Annotated in this window: 13 protein-coding genes; 8 read left to right on the top strand and 5 right to left on the bottom strand. The window is 71.6% G+C overall.

The genetic code is table 11. The features are described from left to right. Window positions 1–150: 150 nt before the first annotated feature. Window positions 151–1,362, bottom strand: coding sequence for an MFS transporter (locus ACIBF5_RS11925; RefSeq protein ID WP_396810704.1), 1,212 nt, complete (start codon window positions 1,360–1,362; stop codon window positions 151–153). A 306-nt stretch (window positions 1,363–1,668) separates the two neighbouring features. On the opposite strand from ACIBF5_RS11925, the gene ACIBF5_RS11920 reads away from it, so the two are divergent. Then, window positions 1,669–2,130 (top strand): DUF1348 family protein, encoded by a 462-nt coding sequence (locus tag ACIBF5_RS11920; protein WP_396810702.1) that lies wholly within the window; start codon window positions 1,669–1,671, stop codon window positions 2,128–2,130. Window positions 2,131–2,133: 3 nt separating this feature from the next. Here the strand turns inward: ACIBF5_RS11920 and ACIBF5_RS11915 are convergent, their stop codons facing one another. Further along, a complete protein-coding gene (locus tag ACIBF5_RS11915) occupies window positions 2,134–3,663 on the bottom strand; it encodes a condensation domain-containing protein (RefSeq protein ID WP_396810700.1) in 1,530 nt (509 codons plus the stop codon). 364 nt (window positions 3,664–4,027) lie between these two features. Between ACIBF5_RS11915 and ACIBF5_RS11910 the strand changes: the two genes are divergently transcribed. Genes ACIBF5_RS11910 through ACIBF5_RS11895 form a run of 4 tightly spaced genes read left to right on the top strand, consistent with a single transcriptional unit; the run spans window position 4,028 to window position 14,802 of the window. Further along, on the top strand, window positions 4,028–9,733 hold the full coding sequence (locus ACIBF5_RS11910; protein ID WP_396810698.1) for an amino acid adenylation domain-containing protein: 5,706 nt from the start codon (window positions 4,028–4,030) through the stop codon (window positions 9,731–9,733). Window positions 9,734–9,782: 49 nt separating this feature from the next. Continuing rightward, window positions 9,783–11,345: a class I adenylate-forming enzyme family protein gene (locus ACIBF5_RS11905; protein ID WP_396810696.1), complete on the top strand. Its 1,563-nt coding sequence runs from the start codon at window positions 9,783–9,785 to the stop codon at window positions 11,343–11,345. After that, on the top strand, window positions 11,342–14,542 hold the full coding sequence (locus ACIBF5_RS11900) for an AMP-binding protein (protein ID WP_396810694.1): 3,201 nt from the start codon (window positions 11,342–11,344) through the stop codon (window positions 14,540–14,542). Before ACIBF5_RS11905 ends, ACIBF5_RS11900 begins: the two co-directional genes overlap by 4 nt. Next, window positions 14,539–14,802, top strand: a complete 264-nt coding sequence (locus ACIBF5_RS11895; protein WP_396810692.1) for an acyl carrier protein — start codon at window positions 14,539–14,541, stop codon at window positions 14,800–14,802. The genes ACIBF5_RS11900 and ACIBF5_RS11895 overlap by 4 nt, the downstream gene beginning before the upstream one ends. Here ACIBF5_RS11895 and ACIBF5_RS11890 read toward each other — a convergent pair. Continuing rightward, window positions 14,799–16,007, bottom strand: coding sequence for a glycosyltransferase family 4 protein (locus ACIBF5_RS11890; RefSeq protein WP_396810690.1), 1,209 nt, complete (start codon window positions 16,005–16,007; stop codon window positions 14,799–14,801). The two genes, ACIBF5_RS11895 and ACIBF5_RS11890, sit on opposite strands and share 4 nt — an antisense overlap. 606 nt (window positions 16,008–16,613) lie before the next feature. Here ACIBF5_RS11890 and ACIBF5_RS11885 point away from each other — a divergent pair. After that, window positions 16,614–17,381, top strand: coding sequence for a hypothetical protein (locus tag ACIBF5_RS11885; protein ID WP_396810688.1), 768 nt, complete (start codon window positions 16,614–16,616; stop codon window positions 17,379–17,381). A gap of 32 nt (window positions 17,382–17,413) precedes the next feature. Here ACIBF5_RS11885 and ACIBF5_RS11880 read toward each other — a convergent pair whose 3' ends face one another. Next, window positions 17,414–17,686: a hypothetical protein gene (locus ACIBF5_RS11880; protein ID WP_396810686.1), complete on the bottom strand. Its 273-nt coding sequence runs from the start codon at window positions 17,684–17,686 to the stop codon at window positions 17,414–17,416. An 87-nt stretch (window positions 17,687–17,773) separates the two neighbouring features. Here ACIBF5_RS11880 and ACIBF5_RS11875 point away from each other — a divergent pair, with 87 nt between their 5' ends. Continuing rightward, on the top strand, window positions 17,774–19,081 hold the full coding sequence (locus tag ACIBF5_RS11875) for a D-arabinono-1,4-lactone oxidase (protein WP_396810684.1): 1,308 nt from the start codon (window positions 17,774–17,776) through the stop codon (window positions 19,079–19,081). Between the two features lie 234 nt (window positions 19,082–19,315). Further along, a complete protein-coding gene (locus tag ACIBF5_RS11870; protein ID WP_396810682.1) occupies window positions 19,316–20,518 on the top strand; it encodes a monooxygenase in 1,203 nt (400 codons plus the stop codon). A 145-nt stretch (window positions 20,519–20,663) separates the two neighbouring features. Here the strand turns inward: ACIBF5_RS11870 and ACIBF5_RS11865 are convergent, their stop codons facing one another. Next, window positions 20,664–22,370 carry a CocE/NonD family hydrolase gene (locus ACIBF5_RS11865; protein WP_396810681.1) on the bottom strand — a complete coding sequence of 569 codons (1,707 nt, stop codon included), beginning with the start codon at window positions 22,368–22,370 and terminating at the stop codon, window positions 20,664–20,666. Window positions 22,371–22,428: the final 58 nt, after the last annotated feature.

The raw sequence follows: 22,428 nt of genomic DNA, 5'->3' as shown, positions 1-22,428 counted from the left end.
GACGGACTCGGAATCAAACGGCTCATGGTCGATCGAGGGCCGTGTCAGGGCGACAGCGGCGGCCCGCTGCTGGTGTGGATCGGGTTCGGATCGGAAACGGCCGGTAGGCCCGGATCGTCGCACTCCTGCGCTGGCCCCTCCGCCCCGGTGCTACCGGTCCGGAATCCAGCGGTACAGGACGGCGACCGCCGCCGCGCCCACCCCGGCCATGGTGAGCACGGCGGCGGCCAACGGTCCGACGGTCAGGACGGCGGCGATCAGCAGCGGGCCGGCACCCGTGCCGAGGTCGGCGCAGAGGCGCCAGGCACCGAGGAACTGCGCCCGCCCCGACACCGGTGAGACGTCCGCCCCCAGAGTCATCACGAGCCCGCTGCTCATGCCGTTGCCCAGCCCCATCAGCATCGCCACCCCGGCCAGCCCGACCACCGTCGTGGCCAGCGGCAGCAAGGCGTGCGCCAGCCCGAGCAGGAACATCGACGGAACAGCGACCACCCGCCGGCCCCACCGGTCCATCACCTTGCCGGACGGGTAGAAGAGCAGCATGTCGACCGCGCCGGAGAGACCGAAGATGAGGCTGAGCGTGGCGGGGTGGAGGTCGAGGTGCGCGCCCCAGAGCGGGACGACCGTCTGCCGTGCTGCGCGCAGCGCCCCGACCAGCAGGACACCGAGGCCGAGGGTCCGTAGCACGGCGAGGTTGTCCCGGATCACCGCGAGCGTGCCGACCCTGGCCGGCATGGTTCCCGTACCCGCCGTCCGGTCGACCGGCAGGCCGGGCAGGAGCACCAGTACCGTCGCCGCCACGGCGGCGGCGACCGCGTGGACCCAGTAGCCGCCGTCGGTGCCGAGCACGGTCATCGCCGCCGCCCCGACGAACGGGCCGACAAACGCCCCGATCCGGCTCGCCCCACCGAGGGTGGAGAGGGCGCGGGCACGCAACGCGTACGGCACCACCTCGGTGACGTACGTCTGGCGGGCCACGCCCCAGACCGCGCCGACCAGCCCGACCGCGCCCACCGCGAAGCCGAGCATCCAGACCGAGGTGGCGAAGACACAGCCGAGCAGCGCGGGCACCACGAGCGCGCTGGACCAGACCATCGCGGGCCGCTCGCCGATCCGGGCGATCAGGGCGCCCGCTGGTACGGCTCCGACGATCTGCCCGACCCCGATGAGGCCGACCAGCACACTGGCGGTGCCGGCCGAGGCGCCGAGGGCGGTCCCGGAGAGCACGACCACCGGAGCGACCGCTCCCTGCCCGAGGCTGTAGATGGCGCTCGGCAAGTAGACCGTCGGCCCGAGGGAGCGGATCGTCACCGCCACGGTTCCGCCGGTCGGGCCGGCTTCCGAGCCGAAATGATCATGCACCGGATCAACCTATCCGGCGCCGACGCCGGACCAGTCACCAGGGCTGTGAACAGGCGCGACGACCCGGGAAGACAGGCCCGGACCACAGTCGCCGATCGATCGAGCGGTCCGTGGGAGCGGCTGCGGCGGGTTATATTCGGCGCACCCAAGGAATTGATCAACCTCCTTCTGGTTACCGCTCGTCGTCCATCCACCGCCCGCCCATCGCCGGCCCATCGCCGGCCCGTCGCCGCCCGTCGTCGGCCCAAGCCGCCCCGTCGCCCACCCATCGCCGCCCCGTCGCCGACACCCCGCCAGGAGGCCGAGATGCCCGCACCGGTTCCACCGTTCACCCGCGAGACCGCGATCCAGAAGATCCGCATGGCCGAAGACGGGTGGAACTCCCGCGATCCGCAGCGGGTGGCGCAGGCATACACGCCGGACTCCCGTTGGCGTAACCGGGCCGAGTTTCTCCAGGGACGTGAGGAGATCGTCGCGTTCCTCACCCGGAAGTGGGCGAAGGAAATCGAGTACCGCCTGATCAAGGAGCTGTGGGCGTACGACGGCAACCACATCGCCGTCCGCTTCGCGTACGAGTCGCGGGACGACTCCGGGAACTGGTTCCGCTCGTACGGCAACGAGAACTGGGAGTTCGACGACGAGGGGCTGATGCGAGTCCGGCTGGCCAGCATCAACGACGTACCGATCAAGGAGTCCGAACGGAAGTACCACTGGCCGCTCGGTCGCCGCCCCGATGATCACCCGGGACTGAGCGATCTGGGGCTGTAGGGCTCAACGGGTACGCGCCTCGCCCGGTGGCCGCCACGGCCACGGTACGTCCTGGAACGCCGCCCGTACCAGCAGATCCTCAAGATCGCGCAGCAGTGCCACGGCCCGGTCCGGCGGCAGGAAACAGGTGTCCAGGGTGAGGACCAGCCCCACCGCACCGGGTGCGTCCACCAGTTGCAGCCGGCAGCGCCAGACGAACCTGGTGGTTGGTTCGGACCAGACCATCGTGCTGCGCGTCCGGGCGTCCTCCAGTGCCCACCGATCCAGGTCCGGCCCACCGCCGACCGGATCCCGAGGCAGCCGGATGTCGTTGACGAGGCAGTACGGACCGAGCATCGTGAGGTAGTCGAACCCGAGGTCGGCGAAGGCCCGCCGGATGGCCGGCGGGTCGTAGTAGGCGTGCCGGTACCCCTCCATCGCGGCCTGCCCGACCCGGGGCAGCAGCTGGGCGAAGCTGGGCCGGTCGGCGAGGTCAACGACGATGAGTCCGAGCTGGTTGAGCTTCGCGATCGCGTCGCCGTATCCGGGCTGGAACCGGTTGTTCGCCATGCTGACCAGGCCGCAACGGTCCGGTCCGCGCCGGACCTCCGCGTCGCCGGAACCGGTCTCGGTGCGGGTGCCGGAACAGGTGCGGGCGCCGGAGTCGGAGTCGGCGGTCAGCGCGGCCGAGTCGGAGTCGGCGGTCAGCGCGGCGGTGGCCGCGAGCAGGACGGTGGAGGTGCTCACCCGGTGCCGCGCCGCGATCATGCGGGTGGCCAGTTCGACCGCCTCGGAGACCAGCGTCAGCCGCCGGTAGCGGGGCGGATGCGCCGGGCCACCGCGAGCGAATCCACCTGCGGGCAGGCACGGGAACTCCCTGGTCCAGTAGGCGATCGCCCGAGCGGAGCGACGTCGCTGCGCCTGGGCCTCCCGCTGGGCGACGTCGATCGTCTGCAGGCCCGGCGGGTCGGCCACGGTTCCGCGTACGAGTAGCAGCCGCAGATCCCGCAGCACGGTCTCGGTGGAATGAAAGTCCACTGTGGCGTGACTGAAGACGAGGACGATCCGTCGTACCCGGCCGGCGACGAGCACCAGCGCCACCCGCAGGGGCCACTCCTCGGCGTGGTCGAACGGTGCGTCGCCGAGTCGCTCCCCCGTCCTCCGGGCGAGCCCCGCGCCGTCGTCGTCCGGGAGACCGTCCTCCGTACCGCCGCAGGCCGCCTCGATCACGAGCAGGGGTAACCGTCCCGCGTCGGCCGCCACCTGACGCAGTTCGTCCCCGACCGGGCGGACCCGGGTCCGCAGCGACTCGTGCCGGCTGACCAGGGCGCCGATCGCGTTGGCGACCGCTGGCACGTCGGCCGGGCAACGCCCCGGTACGGCAACCGTTCGGCACAGGTTGAGCCAACTGTTTCGCGACCGGAAGTCGTCCAGGGTCCACCACATCGCCCGCTGTCCCCAGGTCAGCGGGGCGGTCACCGCCCGGTCGCCACGAAACTCGGCGTGCGCCCAGCGTCGCGCGGTGGTCCCGTCCGGCATCACCACCCGTGCCATGCACCCTCCCAGGACGTCTCGGTAACCAGCGATTCTCGGTCCCGATCGCGATGCCGGCAACGCCCCCGGCGTGTTAACAAGGGGCCCTTGTACTACCGAAAACGATAAGAAGGGGCCCTTCCTTACAACGAGGGGGAAAGCGGTTTCCTGGGGCTAGAGGTCCTATGTGGAGGGTATCCGTGATTCGGCTCCAATCCGCTGCCCCGTTCGGCCGATCCCCGCCGGCGAGCGCAACGGGCACACTGCGAATCGGAACGCCACGCTAACACTGAGCGACGGAACAGTGAGCTGACCGACCGACAGACCGACGATGCGGCCGATGCACGGGGTGGGCCCGCCGTCTCGGCGAATTGAGGCAGACCACGTGACCGAGGTCGAGCTACCCGCACGACCGGCCGCCCCCCGGCCGCCGACGATTCCCTGCCAGCCCGACGGACGCGCCCCGCTCTCCTTCGGCCAGGAACGGCTCTGGTTCATGGAGCAGTTCGCCCCCGGCACCGCCGCGTACGTCATCCCGGCAACCCTGCGACTGCGTGGTCCACTCGATCCCGAACTACTCGGCCGTGCCCTCGACGCGGTCGCCGCGCGCCACGACAGCCTCCGGATGCGCTTCACCCAGGACGGCGACGGCCTGCCCGCCGTCGACCTGGTCGGATCGGTCACCGTCGCGCTCGTCACCAGCCAGGCGCACAGCACCGAGCGCGCACGGGAAATGGTCGCCGAGGCCGCCCGCCAGCCGTTCGACCTCGCCACCGCGCCGCTGCTGCGGGCGCTGCTCATCCGGCTCGACGAGACCGACCACGTACTCCACCTCGCGGCCCACCACATCGTCACCGACGGCTGGTCGTTCGACCTGCTCCTGGGCGAACTGGCCACCCAGTACGCCGGGTACCTCGACGGCCGCCCCGAGCCCCCGGCACCAGCCGTCCGGTACGGCGACTACGCGGCCTGGCAACGGGAACGGGTCGACGGCCCGGCCGTACGCGGCCAGCTCGACTACTGGCGCGGCGCGCTGGCGGACGTACCGCCGCTGGAACTTCCCACCGACCGGCCGCGACCGGCCGAACAGGGGCACGAGGGCGCGACCCACCGCTTCACGCTCGACGCCGAACTCACCGACGAGCTGCGGCGGTTGGGCCGGCGCCACCGTGCGACGCTCTACATGACGTTGCTCGCCGGACTGCAGGCACTGCTGTTCCGCCAGTCCGGCCAGCGCGACTTCGCGGTCGGCTCGCCGGTCGCCGGTCGGGTGGTGCCCGAACTGGAGCACCTGATCGGCCTGTTCATCAACACGCTCGCGCTCCGGGCCGACCTGAGCCTCGACACCACCGCAAAAATCGGAGCCGGTGGCGGCACCGTCAGCACGGCTGCCACCGGCAGCATCGACGGTACGGCCGGCACGGGCGGCGCGGCCGAGCCGAGCTTCGCGACGCTGCTCGGACGGACCCGGGGGACCGTGATCAGGGCCCTCGCCCGCCAGGAGGTCCCGTTCGAACGGCTGGTGCAGGAGTTGCACGTGCCCCGCGACGTCAGCCGCGCACCGGTCTTCCAGGTGATGTTCGCGCTGCAGAACTACGCCCGGGGCGCGAACCGGTGGCCGGCCGGGCTGGTCGCGGAGAGCTTCGGCACGGGCATCTCCAGCGCCCGGTACGACCTGGCCGTCTATCTTTCCGAAGCCGATGACGGGTTGCGCGGCAGCGTGCTCTACAACACCGAACTGTTCGACCCGCCGACGATGATCCGCTTCACCGACCACTACCGCAACCTGTTGCGCGCGGCGGTGACCCGGCCTGACCTGCCCCTGGTCGACCTCGACCTGCTCGACCCGGCCGAACGGGACCGGGTGCTCTCCCTCGGCACTCCGGCACCGGCCCGGCGAACGGTGGACGGCGCGGCGGTGACTACCGGCGCCAGAAATCTCGCCGACCTGGTCACGCCGTACGTGGCCAGCACCCCCACGACGGCGGCCGTGGTCTGCGGCGGCGACTCGGTCACGTACCGGGAACTGGACCGCAGGGCGAACCGGATCGCCGGATTCCTGCGCGGGCGGGGCGTCGGGCCGGAGTCGCTGGTCGGCGTCTGCCTGGAACAGTCGGTCGAACTCGCGGTGACCCTGCTCGGCGTGCTCCGGGCCGGTGGCGCGTACGTGCCGCTCGACCCCGAGCAACCACCGGCACGGCTCGCCGGCATGCTCGCCGACGCCGGGCCGGCGATCGTCCTCACCGACTCCACGCTCCGCGCCCTACTCGCGCCGCTGACCGACGCCCCGCTGGTCTGCCTGGACCTGGTACGTGACGAGATAGCGGCCGAACCGGTAACCGCGCCACCACACGGGGCGTCCCCGGACAACCTCGCGTACGTCATCTACACCTCCGGCTCCACCGGCACCCCGAAGGGGGTGGCCGTCGCCCACCGGCAGGTGCTGCGCTACCTCGACGGCATCGCCGACCGCCTGGAGGTGGCACCCGCCGGCCGGTACGCGCTGCTCCAGTCGATGTCGTTCGACTTCAGCGTCACCGTGTTCTACCTGGCCCTGGCGACCGGCGGCACGGTCCACCTGGTGCCCCGCCGCTGCACCGGCGCCGAACTCGCCGACGAGCTGCGCCGACACCGGATCGACTACCTGAAGATGACCCCGTCGCACCTGGCCGCGCTCGCCGCCGACGTCCCGCTGGGTGCGCTCCTCCCCCACCGGGCGCTGCTGCTCGGCGGGGAGGCGGCCGAGCCCGGCTGGGCGGCCGGGTTGGCGGACGGGGACGCCTGGGTGGTGAACCACTACGGTCCGACCGAGGCGACCGTCGGCGTGACCACGTACCGGATCCGGGCGACCGGGACCGGGCCGGGACCGGTACCGATCGGCGCGCCACTGCCGTACGCCCGGGTCCATCTGCTGGACCACCGGCTGCGCCCGGTGCCGGTCGGCACCGTCGGGGAGATCTACCTCGGTGGGGACCGGCTGGCGCGCGGCTACCTGAACCAACCGGGGCAGACCGCCGGGCGGTTCGTCGCCGACCCGTTCGGGGCACCCGGTGACCGGCTGTACCGCACCGGTGATCTCGGCCGGTGGCGTGGCGACGGTGAGTTGGTCTTCCTCGGCCGCCACGACCACCAGGTCAAACTCCGCGGCTACCGAGTGGAGTTGGGCGAGGTCGAGGCGGCGTTACGGGAGCGGGACGGCGTCGTCCAGGCAGCCGTGCTGCTCCGCGACGACCGGCTGGTCGCCTATCTCGAACGGCGTCCCGGCGCGGTGGCGACCGAACCCGCCGCGCTGCGCCGCGCCCTCGCTGATCGGCTGCCCGAGTACATGATCCCCAGCCGCTATGTCTGGCTCGACCGGCTGCCGTTGCAGGAGCATGGCAAGGTCGACCGCCGGGCACTGCCCGCGCCGGGTGACGACCGACCCACGGGTACGCGGGCAGCGCCCGACGGCCCGGTCGAGACCGTCATCGCGGCGGTCTGGCAGGCGGTGCTCGGGATCGACCAGCTCGGCGTCACCGACGACTTCTTTGACCTCGGTGGACACTCGTTGCTCGCCACGCAGGTGGTGGCCCGGCTCCGACGCGAACTGCCGGAGACCGTCGACGGACCGGTACACCCGGTCACCGTGATGGACCTGTTCAAGCACCGGACCGTACGCGAGCTGGCCGAACTCGCCACCGGTGACGGCGGCCGGGGCAGCGGTCTGCTGCACGAGCTGACCCCACCGGTGCCGGTCACCGCCGCACGGGTCCGTTCACTGGTCTGCGTGCCGTACGGCGGTGGCAGCGCGGTGGTCTACCAGCCCCTGGCCGACGCGCTTCCCGTCGGGCACCGCCTCTACGCGGTGGCCGTACCCGGGCACGACATCGGTCTCGCCGACGACCCCCGGCCGATCCCGGAGGTGGCCCGCGAGGTCGCCGACGAGATCCTGGCGACGGTCGACGGCCCGCTCGCGCTGTACGGCCACTGTGGTCCCGGTGGTGCGCTCGCGGTCGAGATCGCCCGCCTACTGGAAGCCGCCGGCCGTGACCTGGACGCCCTCTACCTGGGTGGGGTGTTCCCGTTCGCCCGGCCGGTCGGCGGGGTGCTCGGACCGCTGCTGCGGCTGCGGCTGGCCGAGCGGATCCGCAGCGACCGGATCTACCGCACCTGGCTCCAGGCTCAGGGCGCCGACCTGGGTGCGCTCGACCCGGAGCAGGCCGCCTTCCTGATCCGCGCGATGCGGCACGACGCCCGGGTCTCCGAGGACTACTTCACCGCCCTGGTGCACCAGCGGGTGGCGCCGCTGCGTACGCCGATCGTCTGCGTGGTCGGCGACCGTGACCGGGGCACCGAGTACGCCGAGGAGCGGTTCCGGGAGTGGCACTTCCTTTCCGACCGGACCGCGCTGGCGGTGATCGACGAGGGCGGTCACTACTTCCTGAAGTACCGGGCAGCGGAGCTGGCCGAGATCGTCACCACGGTCGACCGCCGGCTGGCGGCGTCGGACCACACGCTGGCGGCGGCGGACGAGGCACCCGGCCCGGCGGGGTCGGATCCGGGCTGGCGGCTGGCGGAGGTGTCGGGGCGTACCGCGCCGGACAGGTCCACCACGGACGGGGCGTCCGACGACGCCGCCCCGGGGCAGGCGCGGGCCGGTGCGCCGCTCCCGGGGTTCGCCGGCGGCGGCACCGCGCGCACTCCCGAGCCGAGCATCCGGCGGTTCGCGCTGGTCGCGGTCGGTCAGATCGTGACCATGACCGGCACCGCGCTGACCAACTTCGCGCTGCCACTCTGGATCTACCTGGAGACCGGTTCGCTCGCCCGGTTCGCCCTCTTCGCCGTCCTCGGTCTGGTGCCGGGGCTGCTCGTGGCGCCGCTCGCCGGTGCACTGATCGACCGGACCAGCCGACGCCGGATCATCCTGCTCGCCTGTTGCGCCGCCGGTGGCGCCAAACTGGTCGTCGCCGCCGCGCTCCTCGCCGGACTGGCCCAGGTGTGGCACTTCTACCTGCTGGTCTCCTGGCTCTCGGTGGCGTTGGCGTTCCAACGGCTGGCCTTCGTCTCGGCCGTGCCACAACTGGTGCCGAAACGCTATCTCGGTCACGCGAACGGGGTGACCCAGACCGCGTCCGGTCTGACCCAGTTCATGGTGCCGTTGATCGCGGTGGCGCTGCTGGAGGCGGTCGACCTGCACGGAATCCTCGTCATCGACGTGGTGCTGTACGGGCTGGCGATCGTCGTGCTGCTCGTCATCCGGTTCCCCGCCACGATGGCGCTACGGCGGCGGGAGAGCATCGGCGACGAGATCACCGGCGGGCTGCTCTACTCGTGGCGACGACGCGAGTTCCGGGCCATGCTGGTGTTCTTCGCCCTGCTCAACCTCTTCCTCTTTCCCGCTCTGTTCCTGCTCTCCCCGCTGGTGCTCGGATTCGCCGACCTCGCCGAGGTGGCCCGGATCGCCCTGGTCGGAGGGCTCGGCGGGGCCGCCGGTGGACTGGTCATGCTGGTCTGGGGCGGTCCTCGGCACCACCGGATGCGCACCGTCCTGATCGGCACCGTGCTGCTCGGCGTGGCCTGTGTGGTCACCGGCCTGCGGCCCGACCTGACGGTGATCGCCGCCGGGGCGTTCGGCATGTACCTCGCGCTCGGCGTCGTCAACGGCGTGTACGCCACGGTGGTGCAGACCAAGGTGCCGCAACTGTTCCACGGGCGGGTCTTCGCACTCAACCAGATGGTGGCCTGGTCCACCCTGCCGCTGGGCTGGGGCGTGATCGCACCACTCGCGTCCGGATGGGCGGAGCCGCTGCTCCAACCCGGTGGGGCGCTGGCACCGACGGTGGGCGCGGTGATCGGGGTGGGACCGGGCCGCGGTATCGGCCTGCTCTACGTCGCCTTCGGGCTGTGCATCGCGGTGACCGCGGTGGTGTCGCTGCGTACCCGGGTGCTGGCGCGCTTCGACGACGAGGTGCCCGACGCGCCGCCGGACGACGTACTCGGCATCGAGGCCCGGCAGGCCAGGGCTGCCCAGGCCGGGACCGGGCCGACGGACCGGTCGGGGCGGGAAACGGCCGGTGTCGGAACCGGCGCGCGGCGCACGGACGGGAGCTGAGGTGGCCGGCGGGACGGGAGCTGAGGTGGCCGGCGGGACGGGAGCTGAGGTGGCCGGCGGGACGGGAGTCGCTGCCGGCGGCCGGGGCGGGCGGGGAGCCGTCGCGCGGACCGTACCGGAGCTGCTGGGCTGGCGGGCGGCGGCCCACCCGGACCGGGTGGCGATCGAGGTGCACCGGGTCGCGTCGCTGACCTTCGCCGAGTGGGAGGCGGGTGCGACGGCGCTGGCCGCCGCGCTGCACGCGCGCGGCCTGCGTGCCGGCGAACGGGTCGGACTGCTCTTCGGCGCCGCCGGCTGGGTCGACTTCGCGGTCGCGTACTGCGGGGTGCAGCGGGCGGGCGGGGTGGCCGTGCCGCTCTCCGACCGGCTCGCCACCACCCAGGTACGGCAGGCGCTGGCGCACTGTGCGGCCACGATGTTGGTCCACGGCACCGAGGCCGGTACCGGACCGGCGCCGGGCTGGCCCGTACCGGCGGCAACCGTGACCGACCTCGTCGCCGCCGGTGGCGGATCGGCCGGCACCGCTCCGCGCGCCGTGGTCCGTCCCGAGGATCTGGCCCAGATCCTCTACACCTCCGGCACGACCGGTCGACCCAAGGGCGTCGGCGCGACCCACGCGAACCTGACCGCCGGGGCGCCCACGCACCCACGCCGGCTGGCGCTGGGCCACTCGGAGCGCTTCCTGCACGCGTTCGCGATCGGCACCAACGCCGCCCAGACAATGCTCTTCAACGCGCTCACCGCCCGCCCCACCGCACTGACCCTGCCGCAGTTCACCCCGGCCCGGTTCGCCCGCCTGATCGAGGCGCACGGCACCGGCACGGTCTTCGTGGTGCCGTCGATGGCGATCGAACTGCTGAACTCCGGCGCGCTGCGCGGTCGGGACCTGTCCCGGGTGCAGTTGATCGGGTCGACGGCCGCCCCGCTGGCACCCGCTGTCGCCGCCCGGCTCGCCGCCACCTTCCCGAACGCGGCGATCGTCAACTACTACACGTCGACCGAGGCGGCGCCCGCTCAGACCACGATGCTCTTCGACCCGGCCCGCCCCGACGCCGTCGGCCGGGCCACCTCCGGCGCCCTGATGATCGCCGACGACCAGGGGCGGGCGCTGCCCGACGGCGCCACCGGGCAGGTCTGGCTGCGCTGCCGCCACCCGCGCGCCTACTACCGGGACGAGCCGGCCAGCCAGTCCACCTTCCACGGCGAATGGGTACGGATGGGTGACGTCGGTCGAATGGACGCCGAGGGCTACCTCTACCTCGCCGACCGGCACGAGGACGTGGTCAAGTCCGGGGCTTTCAAGATATCCACACTGGAGATCGAGGCGGCCCTCTACGAACACCCCCGAATCGCCGAGACGGCCGTCGTCGGAGTGCCCCACCCGGTGCTCGGCAGCACCGTCGCCGCGGTGGTCGTGCCGCACCCGGACACCCCGGAGGCAGAACTCGCGCTGCCCGCGCTGCGGTCCTTCCTCACCGGCCGGCTCGCCGACTACCAACTCCCGACCCGGGTGCTGGTGGTCGACCAACTGCCCCGCAACGAGGCCGGCAAGGTCCTGAAACGTCAACTGGTCAGCCAACTCGCGCACACCCAGCTTCCGGAGGGCCCGTGAAGAACACCGCGACGACGTACGCCCAACACGCCGTCTGGTTCACCGAGCAGGCCGGCGTCGCGGGCGGCACGTACCAACTGGCGCTCGGGATCCGGTTCGGCGCCGATCTCGACCGGTCCGCCCTGGCCGAGGCGTGCACGGCCGTGATCGACCGGCACGAGGTGCTGAGTACGGCGGTGGAGCCCGACCCGGACGGCGTCCCCGCCCTGGTTCCCGCTACCGAGAAGATCTCGCTGCTGCACGCGGAACTGACCGACGAACGGCTTCGTACGGAGCTGACCCGACCGTTCGACCTGCGCCGGGGGCCGCTGGCCCGGTTCACCCTGCTGACCGCGCCGACCCGGGGCCTGCTCCTGGTCACCGCACACCACCTGGTCTTCGACGGCATGTCCAAGGACGTACTCCTCGCCGACCTGGCGACCGCGTACGAGGCGGCGGTGGCCGGACGGCCGGTCGACCTGGGGCCGGCCGCCGACTCGTACGCCGGGGACGCGGCGGCCGAGCAGGAGCGGGTCACCGCCGAACTGGAGCCGGCCCGGCGGTTCTGGGGCGCCCGCTGGTCACCGCCGGGCGGGGTGGTCCTGCCCGGCCTGATCCGGGTGCCGACCTCGGCCGAGCCCGGGCAGAGCAGGGAGTTCACGCTCGCTCCCGCACTCGTGCACGGCCTCGACCGGGTCACCCGGGAGATCGGCGTGACCCGCTTCGAACTGCTGCTCGCCGTGGTGCACACCCTGCTCGCCCGCTACGGCAACCAGGATGTGCCGGTGGGCGTGGGCATGTCCACCCGTACCGCCCGCAGTGCCGACCGGGTCGGCCTCTTCGTCAACGAACTGCCGATCTACCCACCGGCCCCGTCGACGTACCCGCCGGACCCGTCCGGCTCCTTCCGTGACTACGCACGCGCGGTCCGGGCCGGCCTGCGGGAGGCGTACCGGTTCCGGCACGTACCGCTCGCTCGGGCGGTGAGCGGGCTGCGTCCGGCGCCCGCGCTGACCCCGGTCTCGGTCGGCTACCGTCGCCGGGCTGCCGCGCCGGAGTTCGCCGGTGCGACCACCGAGGTCGTCTGGAGCCTGTTCAACGGGACCGCCCGCAACGCGCTGCACGTGCAGGTCGTCGACGGTCCGGACGCGGTCACCGTGAGCCTGCAACACAGCCCCGCCGCGATCGACGGCGCGGCGGTGGACCGGATCGGCGCGCACCTGCGCACGGTGCTGGCGGCGGTGGTCGACGACCCCGACCATCCGATGGTGACGCTGCCGCTGCTGCCGCCGGACGAGTGGGCCGAGCTGGTCGACGGCGGGAACGCCACCGCCCGCGACTATCCCGTCGGGGCCACCGTTCCCGACCTCTTCGCCGCCCGGGTACGCCGTCGCCCGGAGGCGGTCGCCGTCGTCGACACCGACCGGCGGCTGACGTACGCGGAGCTGGACGCGGTGAGCGGACGGCTCGCGGGGCGGCTGCGCGAGCGGGGCGTCGGAGCGGGTTCGCTCGTCGCGATCGCCCTGGACCGGTCCTGGCAGGCGGTCGCGGCGCTGCTGGCCGTGCTGCGGCTCGGCGCCGCGTACGTGCCGGTCGACCCCGCCTATCCGCCCTCGCGGCAGGCGATGCTGCTCGACGACGCCGATCCCGCGTTGGTCGTCACGACCGCGGCGGTCGCCGCCCGACTCGACCCACGGGCTCCGGTGTTCGTCGTGGACGACCTGGACGCCGGCACCGAACCGGACGACCAGGTCGCGGGGCAGGCGGCGCCGGTCGGCCCCGACGATCTCGCCTACGTGATCTACACCTCCGGCTCGACCGGCCGACCGAAGGGCGTCATGGTGCGCCACGGCGCGCTGGCGAACCTGCTGTTCGGCCTCGGCGACCTGCTCGCCGCCGGGCCGGCGCACCGGTGGCTCGGGCTGACCTCGCTCTCCTTCGACATCTCCGGGCTCGAAGTCTTCCTGCCGCTGGTCACCGGCGGCCGTCTGGTGGTCGCCTCCGGCACCCACGCGGCCGATGGGCCGGCGGTGTGCCGGCTGGTCCGGGAGCAGCGGGTCACCCATGTCCAGGCAACTCCGTCAGGCTGGCGGATCCTGCTCGACGCGGGCTTCGGCGAGCCGGATACCGGCGGGCCGGATACCGGCGGGCCGGAAAGCGGCGAGCCGGAAAGCGGCGAGCCGGAAAGCGGCGGGCCAGACGCCAGCGAGCCGGAAGGCGGCGGGATCGTGGCGCTCGCCGGGGGCGAGGCGCTGCCGCTGCCGTTGGCCCGGGAACTGCGGTCCCGGGTGGCCCGCCTGGTCAACGCGTACGGGCCGACCGAGGCGACCATCTGGGCGACCGCCGCCGACCTGCCCGAAGGGGCGCAACAGGTGACGATCGGACGGCCGTTGCCGAACACGCGCGCGTACGTGCTGGATGACCGGATGCGACCGGTGCCGGTGGGCGTGCCGGGCGAGCTGTACCTCGGTGGTCGGGGGGTGGCCGCCGGCTACCTGCGCCAGCCGGAGCTGACGGAGGAACGGTTCGTACCCGATCCGTTCGTGCCCGCCGCGTCGGGCGGGACGGCGGGACGGCTCTACCGCACCGGGGACCTGGTCCGGCGGTTGCCCGACGGCCGGCTCGACTTCATCGGCCGGACCGACCAGCAGGTCAAGATCCGGGGGCACCGGGTGGAGATCGGCGAGATCGAGGCCGAGTTGACGGCACATCCGGCCGTGGTCGCCGCAGCGGTCGTGTTGCGCGGTGACGCGACCGAGGCCACGTTGATCGGGTACGTCGTACCGGCCGGCCCAGCACCTGAGCCCGGCGCGCTCCGTACCCATCTGGCACGGAGTCTGCCCGCCGTGATGCTGCCGAACACCTGGGTCTTCCTGGACCGGCTGCCACTCACCCCGAACGGCAAACTGGACCGGGCGGCCCTGCCCGACCCACCACCGGACCGGGCGCTCGTCCCCGGCCCGCCGACGACGCCCGTCGCCGAGGACGACGAGGTGGTGCGACGGATCCGGTCGATCTGGCAGGACGTGCTCCAGATCAGCGACATCGGTCTGGACGAGGACCTCTTCGACCTCGGCGGTCACTCGCTCACCATCACCCGGATCAGCGGCCGGATCCACCAGCACCTGGGGGTGGAGGTGCCGCTGGAGGTCTTCTTCGACACCCCGACGATCGCGGAGATCGCGGAGTTCGTACGAGATTCGGGAGGTGGGCGATGAACGCCGACGACGACCTGCGGCGACGGCTGGCCGAACTGGTGCACGAGGTCACCGACGGGGCGGTCGCGGCGGACGACGCGCTGGAGGCCACCGCCTCGCTGGTCGCCCTCGGCGTGGACTCACTGGGGCTACTCCGGCTGATCGACGCGATCGAGACCGAGTACGACGTCGAACTCGACATCGCCGCCGGTGGCCACGCCCTGACCACTGTCGACGACCTCGCCGCCCAGCTCACCGCCCACCTCCCGGCGACGCCCTAGTGGTTTCCGTTCACCGCCGTCCCCGCCGCGTTGTCAGCCGGCTGCTCCTGGCTACTCGGCCCGCAGGTCCCGGTGAGCTGCCGCCAGACGCGGCACATGCTGTCGGCCACCCCGGTCCAGCTGAACTCGGTGGTGGCCCGGGAGACGCCCTGACTGGCCAGGCGGCGGGCGAAGTCGGGGTTGTCCCGCAGCCGAGCCAACCGGTCCACCAGGGCCAGTACGTCACCGGCCGGGTAGGTCAGGCCCGCCGTGCCAAGCACGTACGGAATCTCGCCCACGTCGCTGCCGACGACCGGCACCCCGCAGGCCATCGCCTCCACCAGTACCCGGCCGAACTGCTCCCGCAGCGGAATGCCGATCCACCGGACCAGGTTGCGCTGGATCACCTCGATCGAGGGCAGGACCAGCACGTCCATCCGGGCGAGCAACTTCGGCAGGTCACCGTGGTCGGTCCAGCCGTGCAGACGCACCCGTCCCGGGCGGTTCGCGGCGAGGCGTTCGATCTCGGGGGCGAGACTGCCGCCGCCCACCGCCAGCAGGTCGCAGTCGAGCAGCTCGACCGCCCGGAGCAGGTCGTGTACGCCCTTGTGCGGTTCGAGCCGGCCGACGAAGCCCACGGTGAATCGGCCGCCCTGCGGTCGGGACACAGGCCGGGGCCGGAACAGCGTGGTGTCCACACCGAGCGGGACGATGGTCGCCGCCCCCTGGTAGCCCTTGGCGCGCAGCACGCCGAGCGCGGCGGGGGTGATCGGGAAGGCGTGGTCGACAGTGTCGTACGCCTGCCGTTCCAGTCGCGGGAACGGGACCGGGAAACGCATCACGATGTTCTGGGCGGCGTGAAGCGTGATCGGCGTGGCGGGCCAGTACCGCTGCCGCATCCGGATCGCCTGCCAGGTGGTCAGGTAGGCGGCCTCGCCGATGACGTGTACGACGTCGGGGCGTTGGCCCCCGAGCAGGCGACCGGTGCCGGGCCGGAACAGCACCGAGGCCATGTGCCCGGTGCGGTCCTCGCCGAGCAGGTGCGGCACCAGGTGGTAGCGGAGGTTCGGCCGTTGCCGGGCCAGCCGGTCCAGGGCCCGGTGGGTGGGTGCGGAGACGTCGGCGGCGAGCACCGTGAGTGCCACGTCGGGCCGGTCGCAGAGTGCCGCGAACAGCTCGGTCCAGTGTTCGGTACGTTTGCCCCCCGCCGTGATCAGGACGTGCATGGAGGTCCCCTTTCCACAAGGTCGGGGGTGTTTTTTCCGGCATCTCCTGAATCACTATGAACCACCCGACACGCCGGGAAGCGCGCAACACGACGATCAGGGGCGGACAATATCCGTGCCGGAGGCTGACCACGGAGGGTGGCCTCGGCCCGTCTGACCAGCTCTGTCAGGGGTCGAGGTCGCACGACCGTTGCGGTCGCGCGACCCCAGGAAACCCGGGTGTACGGGTGGACGCGGTCAGCCGGCCGTGCCGGACTAGCTGGTGCGCCAGTTCAGTTGGACGAGCAACTGACGCGCCTGTTCGGCCTGCTCCGCGTCGACCACGATGGCGTACTGCTCCGCCGACAAGGAGCTGCGTGAGGTGAAGCACCTTCCGCTGCATACCTCGTAAACCGGCCTAATTGGATGCGGCAAGGTCCGTCGAGCGGGAGTTGAACCTATCGCGCCACGAGGAAGCCCTTGCATTCACATGGAGTTCCTCCATAACATATTGACATCCTTGGATTTGTTGATCGGAATGAAGATCCATTCGATCCAAAACCTTGACGCCACCTCTCCTATTCGTGAGGTGCCGGCAGGGGCGTTCTGCGCGAGCGAGGAGGAGCGATGAGAGAGATCAGAATCAGTCGACGAGGCGGGCTTGCCGCGCTAGGTGCAGGCCTAGGCGCGGCGTTGCTCGGCACAAGCCTCGCCGACCAGGCAAGGGCGACATCGCGCGCGGCGTCATTCCGCGACACCCTGTCCGAGAAGGATGCGGTCGGCTACAGCATCACGATCTCAAACGCTTCTGCGCTGGACGGTATGAATGCCATCCTCTTCCAGGAAAACCCCGCACTTCCGAGTGACGCGGTCACGCTCGCCTGGATGTCGAAGATGTGTCACCCGTCGACAACGATCGAATATGACTGGAGCATCGACTATAACTTCGTCTGGGGCCAGGTTGGAACGCTCGTCCCCGGAACGCAGTTCGTGGCAGGTCAAATTCTTCCGGCGGACCTGACCCAGAACAACCTGGTCACCCTCTCCTACGTCGACGGCGGTTTCGAATTCGGGCCGACCAGTTCCTCCGGGAAGAACGGAAGCCTGATCATCAAGGAGGACGACACCGTCCCGGGGCCGGGAAACGAAGACCAGGGAAGTGTGGGTATCGGCATGTCGGGGGCCGGAACATTCGTCGTGCCGACGCTGACCAACGCCGGGGTCGAGTTCGACCCCAAACCCACCTACTGGATCGCCTTCGGGAGCTTCGCAAGCAGCGAGGTGATGGACGTCTCCGAACTCACCCAGCCGGCTCAGGTGTCGTACCCCGACGGCATGACCAGCGCCAAGGCCGTCTTCGACGGCAAGGAATGGAGCATCACCTACGGGAACTAGTGCCGTGACCACGAACGTTCGCGGCGTTGGGGTCAGGCTGCCTGGGTGGCGGGCTGGCCCCAGTCGCCGGATTCGGCGGCGAACGCCTCGAACCGTGCCTCCGCGGCGGCCACAGTCGGAGCGGTGTAGATGTCCCGCAACGCCACACGGGGCTTGTCACGGCCGTGATCATGCCGGTCGCTGAACGGGTATACACAAGGCGTCGTCACCATCACCTTCTTCGAGGAGTGTCGGTCCCGGGGTGGGTCGGGGGGTGCGGCGGTGGCGTCCCCGTCGACCTTGGCATGGGTCCGCCGGCTTGGCAATGTTGGTACGGTGTGCCGCCGCCCGTGGCGGCACGCGCCGGCCAACCCGCCCGAGGCCGACACCAGGGCCAGCAGACAGGACCACAGATGACACCCCCGTCCGCGACCGGACCGACACCAGCACCGGCCACCGATGCCCGGACCAACTGGGCCGGAAACATCACCTTCGGAGCCCGTGGGTTCCACCGCCCCTCCTCCGTCGCCGAGCTGCGTCGTCTCGTCGCCGGCAGCGGGCGGGTACGCGCACTCGGCACCGGGCACTCGTTCAACCACATCGCGGACACGTCAGGTGACCTCGTCTCGGTCGCCGGGCTGCCGGAACGGGTGGAGATCGCCCCGGACGGCCGGACCGTCACGGTGAGCGCCGGGGTTCGGTACGGGGAACTCGCCGCGCGGCTGCACGCGCGGGGTTACGCCCTGCACAACCTCGGCTCACTCCCGCACATCTCGGTAGCCGGTGCCTGTGCCACCGCGACTCACGGCTCCGGCCAACGCAACGGCAACCTGGCCACCGCGGTCTGTGCGATGGAGTTGGTCACCGCCGACGGGGGGCTCGTCACGGTGAGCCGGGAGACCGACGGTGACCGTTTTCCCGGTATGGTCGTCGGGCTGGGTGCGCTCGGCGTGGTGACCGCGCTGACTCTGGAGATCGAGCCGAGCTACGACCTGCGGCAGTACGTCTACCAGGACCTTCCCGGTGCACGGCTGCGCGACCGGCTCGACGATGTGCTCGGCGGCGGGTACAGCGTCAGCCTCTTCACCGACTGGACCGGCGCCGGGGTCAACCAGGTCTGGCGCAAACTCCGGGTCGACGGCGGCGAGTCCCCCGCCGCGCCCGACTGGTTCGGCGCCACACTGGCGACCGACCCGCTGCACCCCGTACCGGGGATGTCCGCGGTCAACTGCACCGAGCAGCTCGGTGTTCCCGGCCCCTGGCACACGCGGCTGCCGCATTTCCGGCTGGAGTTCACCCCGAGCAGCGGCGAGGAACTGCAGTCGGAGTACTTCGTGGACCGGGTCCACGCGCGCGACGCGCTCGACGCGCTGGCCACCGTCCGGGACCGGATAGCGCCGGTGCTGCAGATCTCCGAGATCCGGACGGTGGCCGCCGACGACCTCTGGTTGAGCCCGAGCTACCGGCGCGACAGCCTGGCTCTGCACTTCACCTGGGTCAAGGACACCGCGGCGGTGACGCCGGTGCTGGCCGCGATCGAGGAGCGCCTGGCCCCGTTCGCCGCTCGCCCGCACTGGGGCAAGCTGCACGGCGTCGACCCCGAGGTGGTACGCGGGCGCTATCCCCGCTGGTCCGACTTCGTCCTGCTGCGCGACGAGTTCGACCCGCACGGCAAGTTCCGCAACGAGTGGAGCGAGCGGTTCTTCCCCACTGACCACTGACCACCGGTGGTGGCGACGGTGGGCCCCGACGAGCCGTGACCACAAAAGTGGGGAAAATTCGCCTTTAATCTCCAAAGTGTCCGATCTAGGACATCCGTGGTGTCGCCTAGCATACGGCTAATACCACCCCGGTAGGCTGGCCAGCGCTCACAGAGCATCATTATCCGCTCACATTGAGTAGCGCCTGACCCGTTCGGGCTCGCCGAGCGGATCACCACCCGACCGGAGGCAGCCATGGAACTCGTCCGACCTGTCCAGCGGTCCCTTCGCACAGCCGCCGTACTCACCGCTGTCGCCCTCCTCGTCACCGCGTGCGGCCTGGGCCCGGGGGGCGGCCCGGCCGGCGCCGGCACTCCGACGCCGAGCGGGGCGGGGCACGGCGGCCACGACAGCAGCGCCGATCCACCCGTACCGGCCCCGCTTCGGGACGGAGAACGATTCGTCAACCTGACCATGCCCCAGCCGTACACGCCAGCGGCACCGAACGGTGGCACCGACGAGTACCGGTGCTTCCTGGTCGACACGGGGCTCACCAACCCGGCTTACCTGACCGGCAGCCAGTTCCTGCCGCAGAACGTCGACCTGGTCCATCACGCGATCTTCTTCCGAATCGCACCGGCCGAGGTCACCGCCGCCCGCGCACTGGACGACCGTACGCCCGGCGCGGGCTGGACCTGCTTCGGCAACAGCGGCATCGGCGGCGACGCGGCCTGGATCGCACACTGGGCACCGGGCGCGAACGAGACCCTGCTCGCGCCGAACCTGGGCTATGAGATGCCGCCCGGCAGCCATCTCGTCATGCAGGTGCACTACAACCTGCTCGGCGCGCCAGCCGGCGCGGTCGGGTCCGACAGGTCCGGCATCCGGCTCCGGCTCAGCGACGGCGGGGCCGACTTCGTCCCCTTGCACACCACACTGCTCTCCGCGCCGGTCGAACTGCCCTGCGCGGCCGAGGAGTCCGGGCCGCTCTGCGACCGGGCCGCCGCCGTCGCCGACGTCGCACACCGGTTCGGCGCCGAGGCCGAGGAGGCGGTCGGCGAGCTGAACCAGTACTGCAACGGGGGCCGCGCGCCGACCGCCGGGATCACCCAGCACTGTGACCACCAGGTCACCGAGAAATCCACCCTGTACGCGCTCGCCGGGCACATGCACCTGCTCGGCCGCTCGATCAGCGTGGAACTGAACCCAGGCACCGCGAAGGCGCGTACGTTGCTCGACATTCCCGCGTACGACTTCGACGCCCAGGCGATCCGGCCCCTGTCGACACCGGTCACGGTGGAACCAGGTGACTCCTACCGGGTGACCTGTACGCACGACGCCGGGCTACGCCGACAACTGCCCGCGCTCCAGCCGCTCCCGCCCCGGTACGTGGTCTGGGGTGAGGGCACCAGCGACGAGATGTGTCTCGGCCTCATCGTCGAATCCCACCCGGCCTAGACGGGCCATCGCCAACAGCACGATGACGGATGCCCTCGCTGCTCGCCGCCGCCGAACCAGTCGGCGCTGAGCAGCGAGGGCATCCGGGCGTACTCCGGGCGGGTCGAGACGTCGAGGCCCTGGTCGGATGTGGTCGGACGAACCGTCAGTCGAGAGTGCCGGTGCCGCCGGGGACCGGCTGTGCGGCGGGTACGACCGGCAGGATGATCCGCGACGGTCGGGCCGCGTCGTGGTGGACGGTCTGGTCGGCGAACGCGGTGCCGGTCCCGTCCACCGCCCCGGTGTTGGGGTTGCGGTCCCAGCGGGGGAAGTTGCTCGACGTGACCTGGACCCGGAGCCGGTGACCCCTGCGGAATACGTGCCCGATCGACCAGAGGTCGATCTCGTGCTCCACCGGCTGGCCGGGCTCGCACCCGACCCGAACGATCCCGTCGGCGAGGTTGCGCGAGACGCCCGCCGGGTCGACGTCGCAGAGTCGGGCCACCCAGTCGGTGCCCGGGGCGCTGGAGGCGGCGACCAGTCGCATCCGCACCCGCCCGGTCACCTCCAGGTCGTCGGTGAGCGGCTCACCGGTGTAGACGAGCACGTCCGGCCGGCGTTCGACCCGTTCCTGGTCGAACGGGCCCGGTGGGTACTCCGTCGCCATCAGGATCGGCCCGCCGTGCGTGCGGACCGGGTCGGCCGGGTCGTACCGGAAGGTGTCCGGTTCCTCGTCGGGCGCCGGAGGTTCGACGCGGAGCCGCCCGCCGGCGCCGAGGTACATCGGGGTGTCGACGGCACGGGCCAGCGGCCAGGCCGGTTCGTCCCGCCAGCGGTTGACCCCGGTGAGGAAGAGCCGCACCGGGGCGACTGGTGCCCTTCGGCGGTCCGCCGCCGGCTTCAGCCACCGGTCGAACCAGTCGAGTTGGATGTCGCCCAGGGTGGAGCGTAGGTCGAGGCTGCGCTCGTTGGCGGCCAGACCGAAGTTGAGTTCGCCCTGCTGGTGACCGCCCTGGCTGCGATGTGACCAGGGTCCGACGACCAGTTGGGCGGGGCGGCCGGCGTCACTCATGGCGCGGAAGTTGTCCAGGGTCCCCTGGAGGAACACGTCGTACCAGCCGCCGATGTTGAGGGTGGGGAGGTCGAGTTGGTCGTACTTGTCGGCGACCCGGCAGGCGGCGACCACGTCCGGGTCGGCGAGCGCGCGTTGGTAGCCCAGGTCCGGAACCTGATGGCGGGCGAAGGCCGGGAACGCCGCCGCGGGCAGTTCCCAGTAGGCACCGGTGTCGAGCCCGTCGAGTTCGGCGACGAGCGCGACCAGCCGCCGGTGGCGCTCGTCGGGTGCGTCGTGGAACCGGCGGCTGATCAGGTTGGCGCCCTGTTGCAGTGACCAGTTGGCGCCGAGTCCGAGTTCGATCGCGCCGCCCCGGCCGAACAGCCCGTCGAACGGTTCGGACCAGGTGAACGCGGGAGCGATCGCCTTCAGCTCCGGCGGCTTGCCGGCCGCCGCCATCCACTGCGCGTTGCCGAGGTAGCTGGGGCCGTACATGCCGACGAGTCCGTTGGCGCCTGGCAGGGCGGCGGCCCAGCGTACGGAGTCGTATCCGTCGGCCTGCTCGTGGCGCAGCGGTTCCCACTCCCCTTCGGACCCGTACCGACCCCTGGTGTCCTGGAGCACGACGACATAACCCCGGCGTACGGCGGCCAGCGGGTTGAGCGTGGCGAAGATGCCCGGATCCTGCTTGCTGTACGGCGTCCGGACCAGCAGCACCGGCCACGGTCCCGCCCCGGCGGGTCGGAACACGTCGGCGCGCAGGACGACGCCGTCGCGCATCTCGGCGGGTACGTCGAACTCGGTCCGTACGTCTGTCATGGTCGTCGTCCCTCCCGCACTGCCGTTGCGGCCGGACGTCGACGGCACCGGCCGGAAC

It is taken from the genome of Micromonospora sp. NPDC050417 (assembly GCF_044458865.1).
Lineage (GTDB): Bacteria > Actinomycetota > Actinomycetes > Mycobacteriales > Micromonosporaceae > Micromonospora_G.
This window is presented reverse-complemented; position numbering and strand designations above follow the sequence as displayed.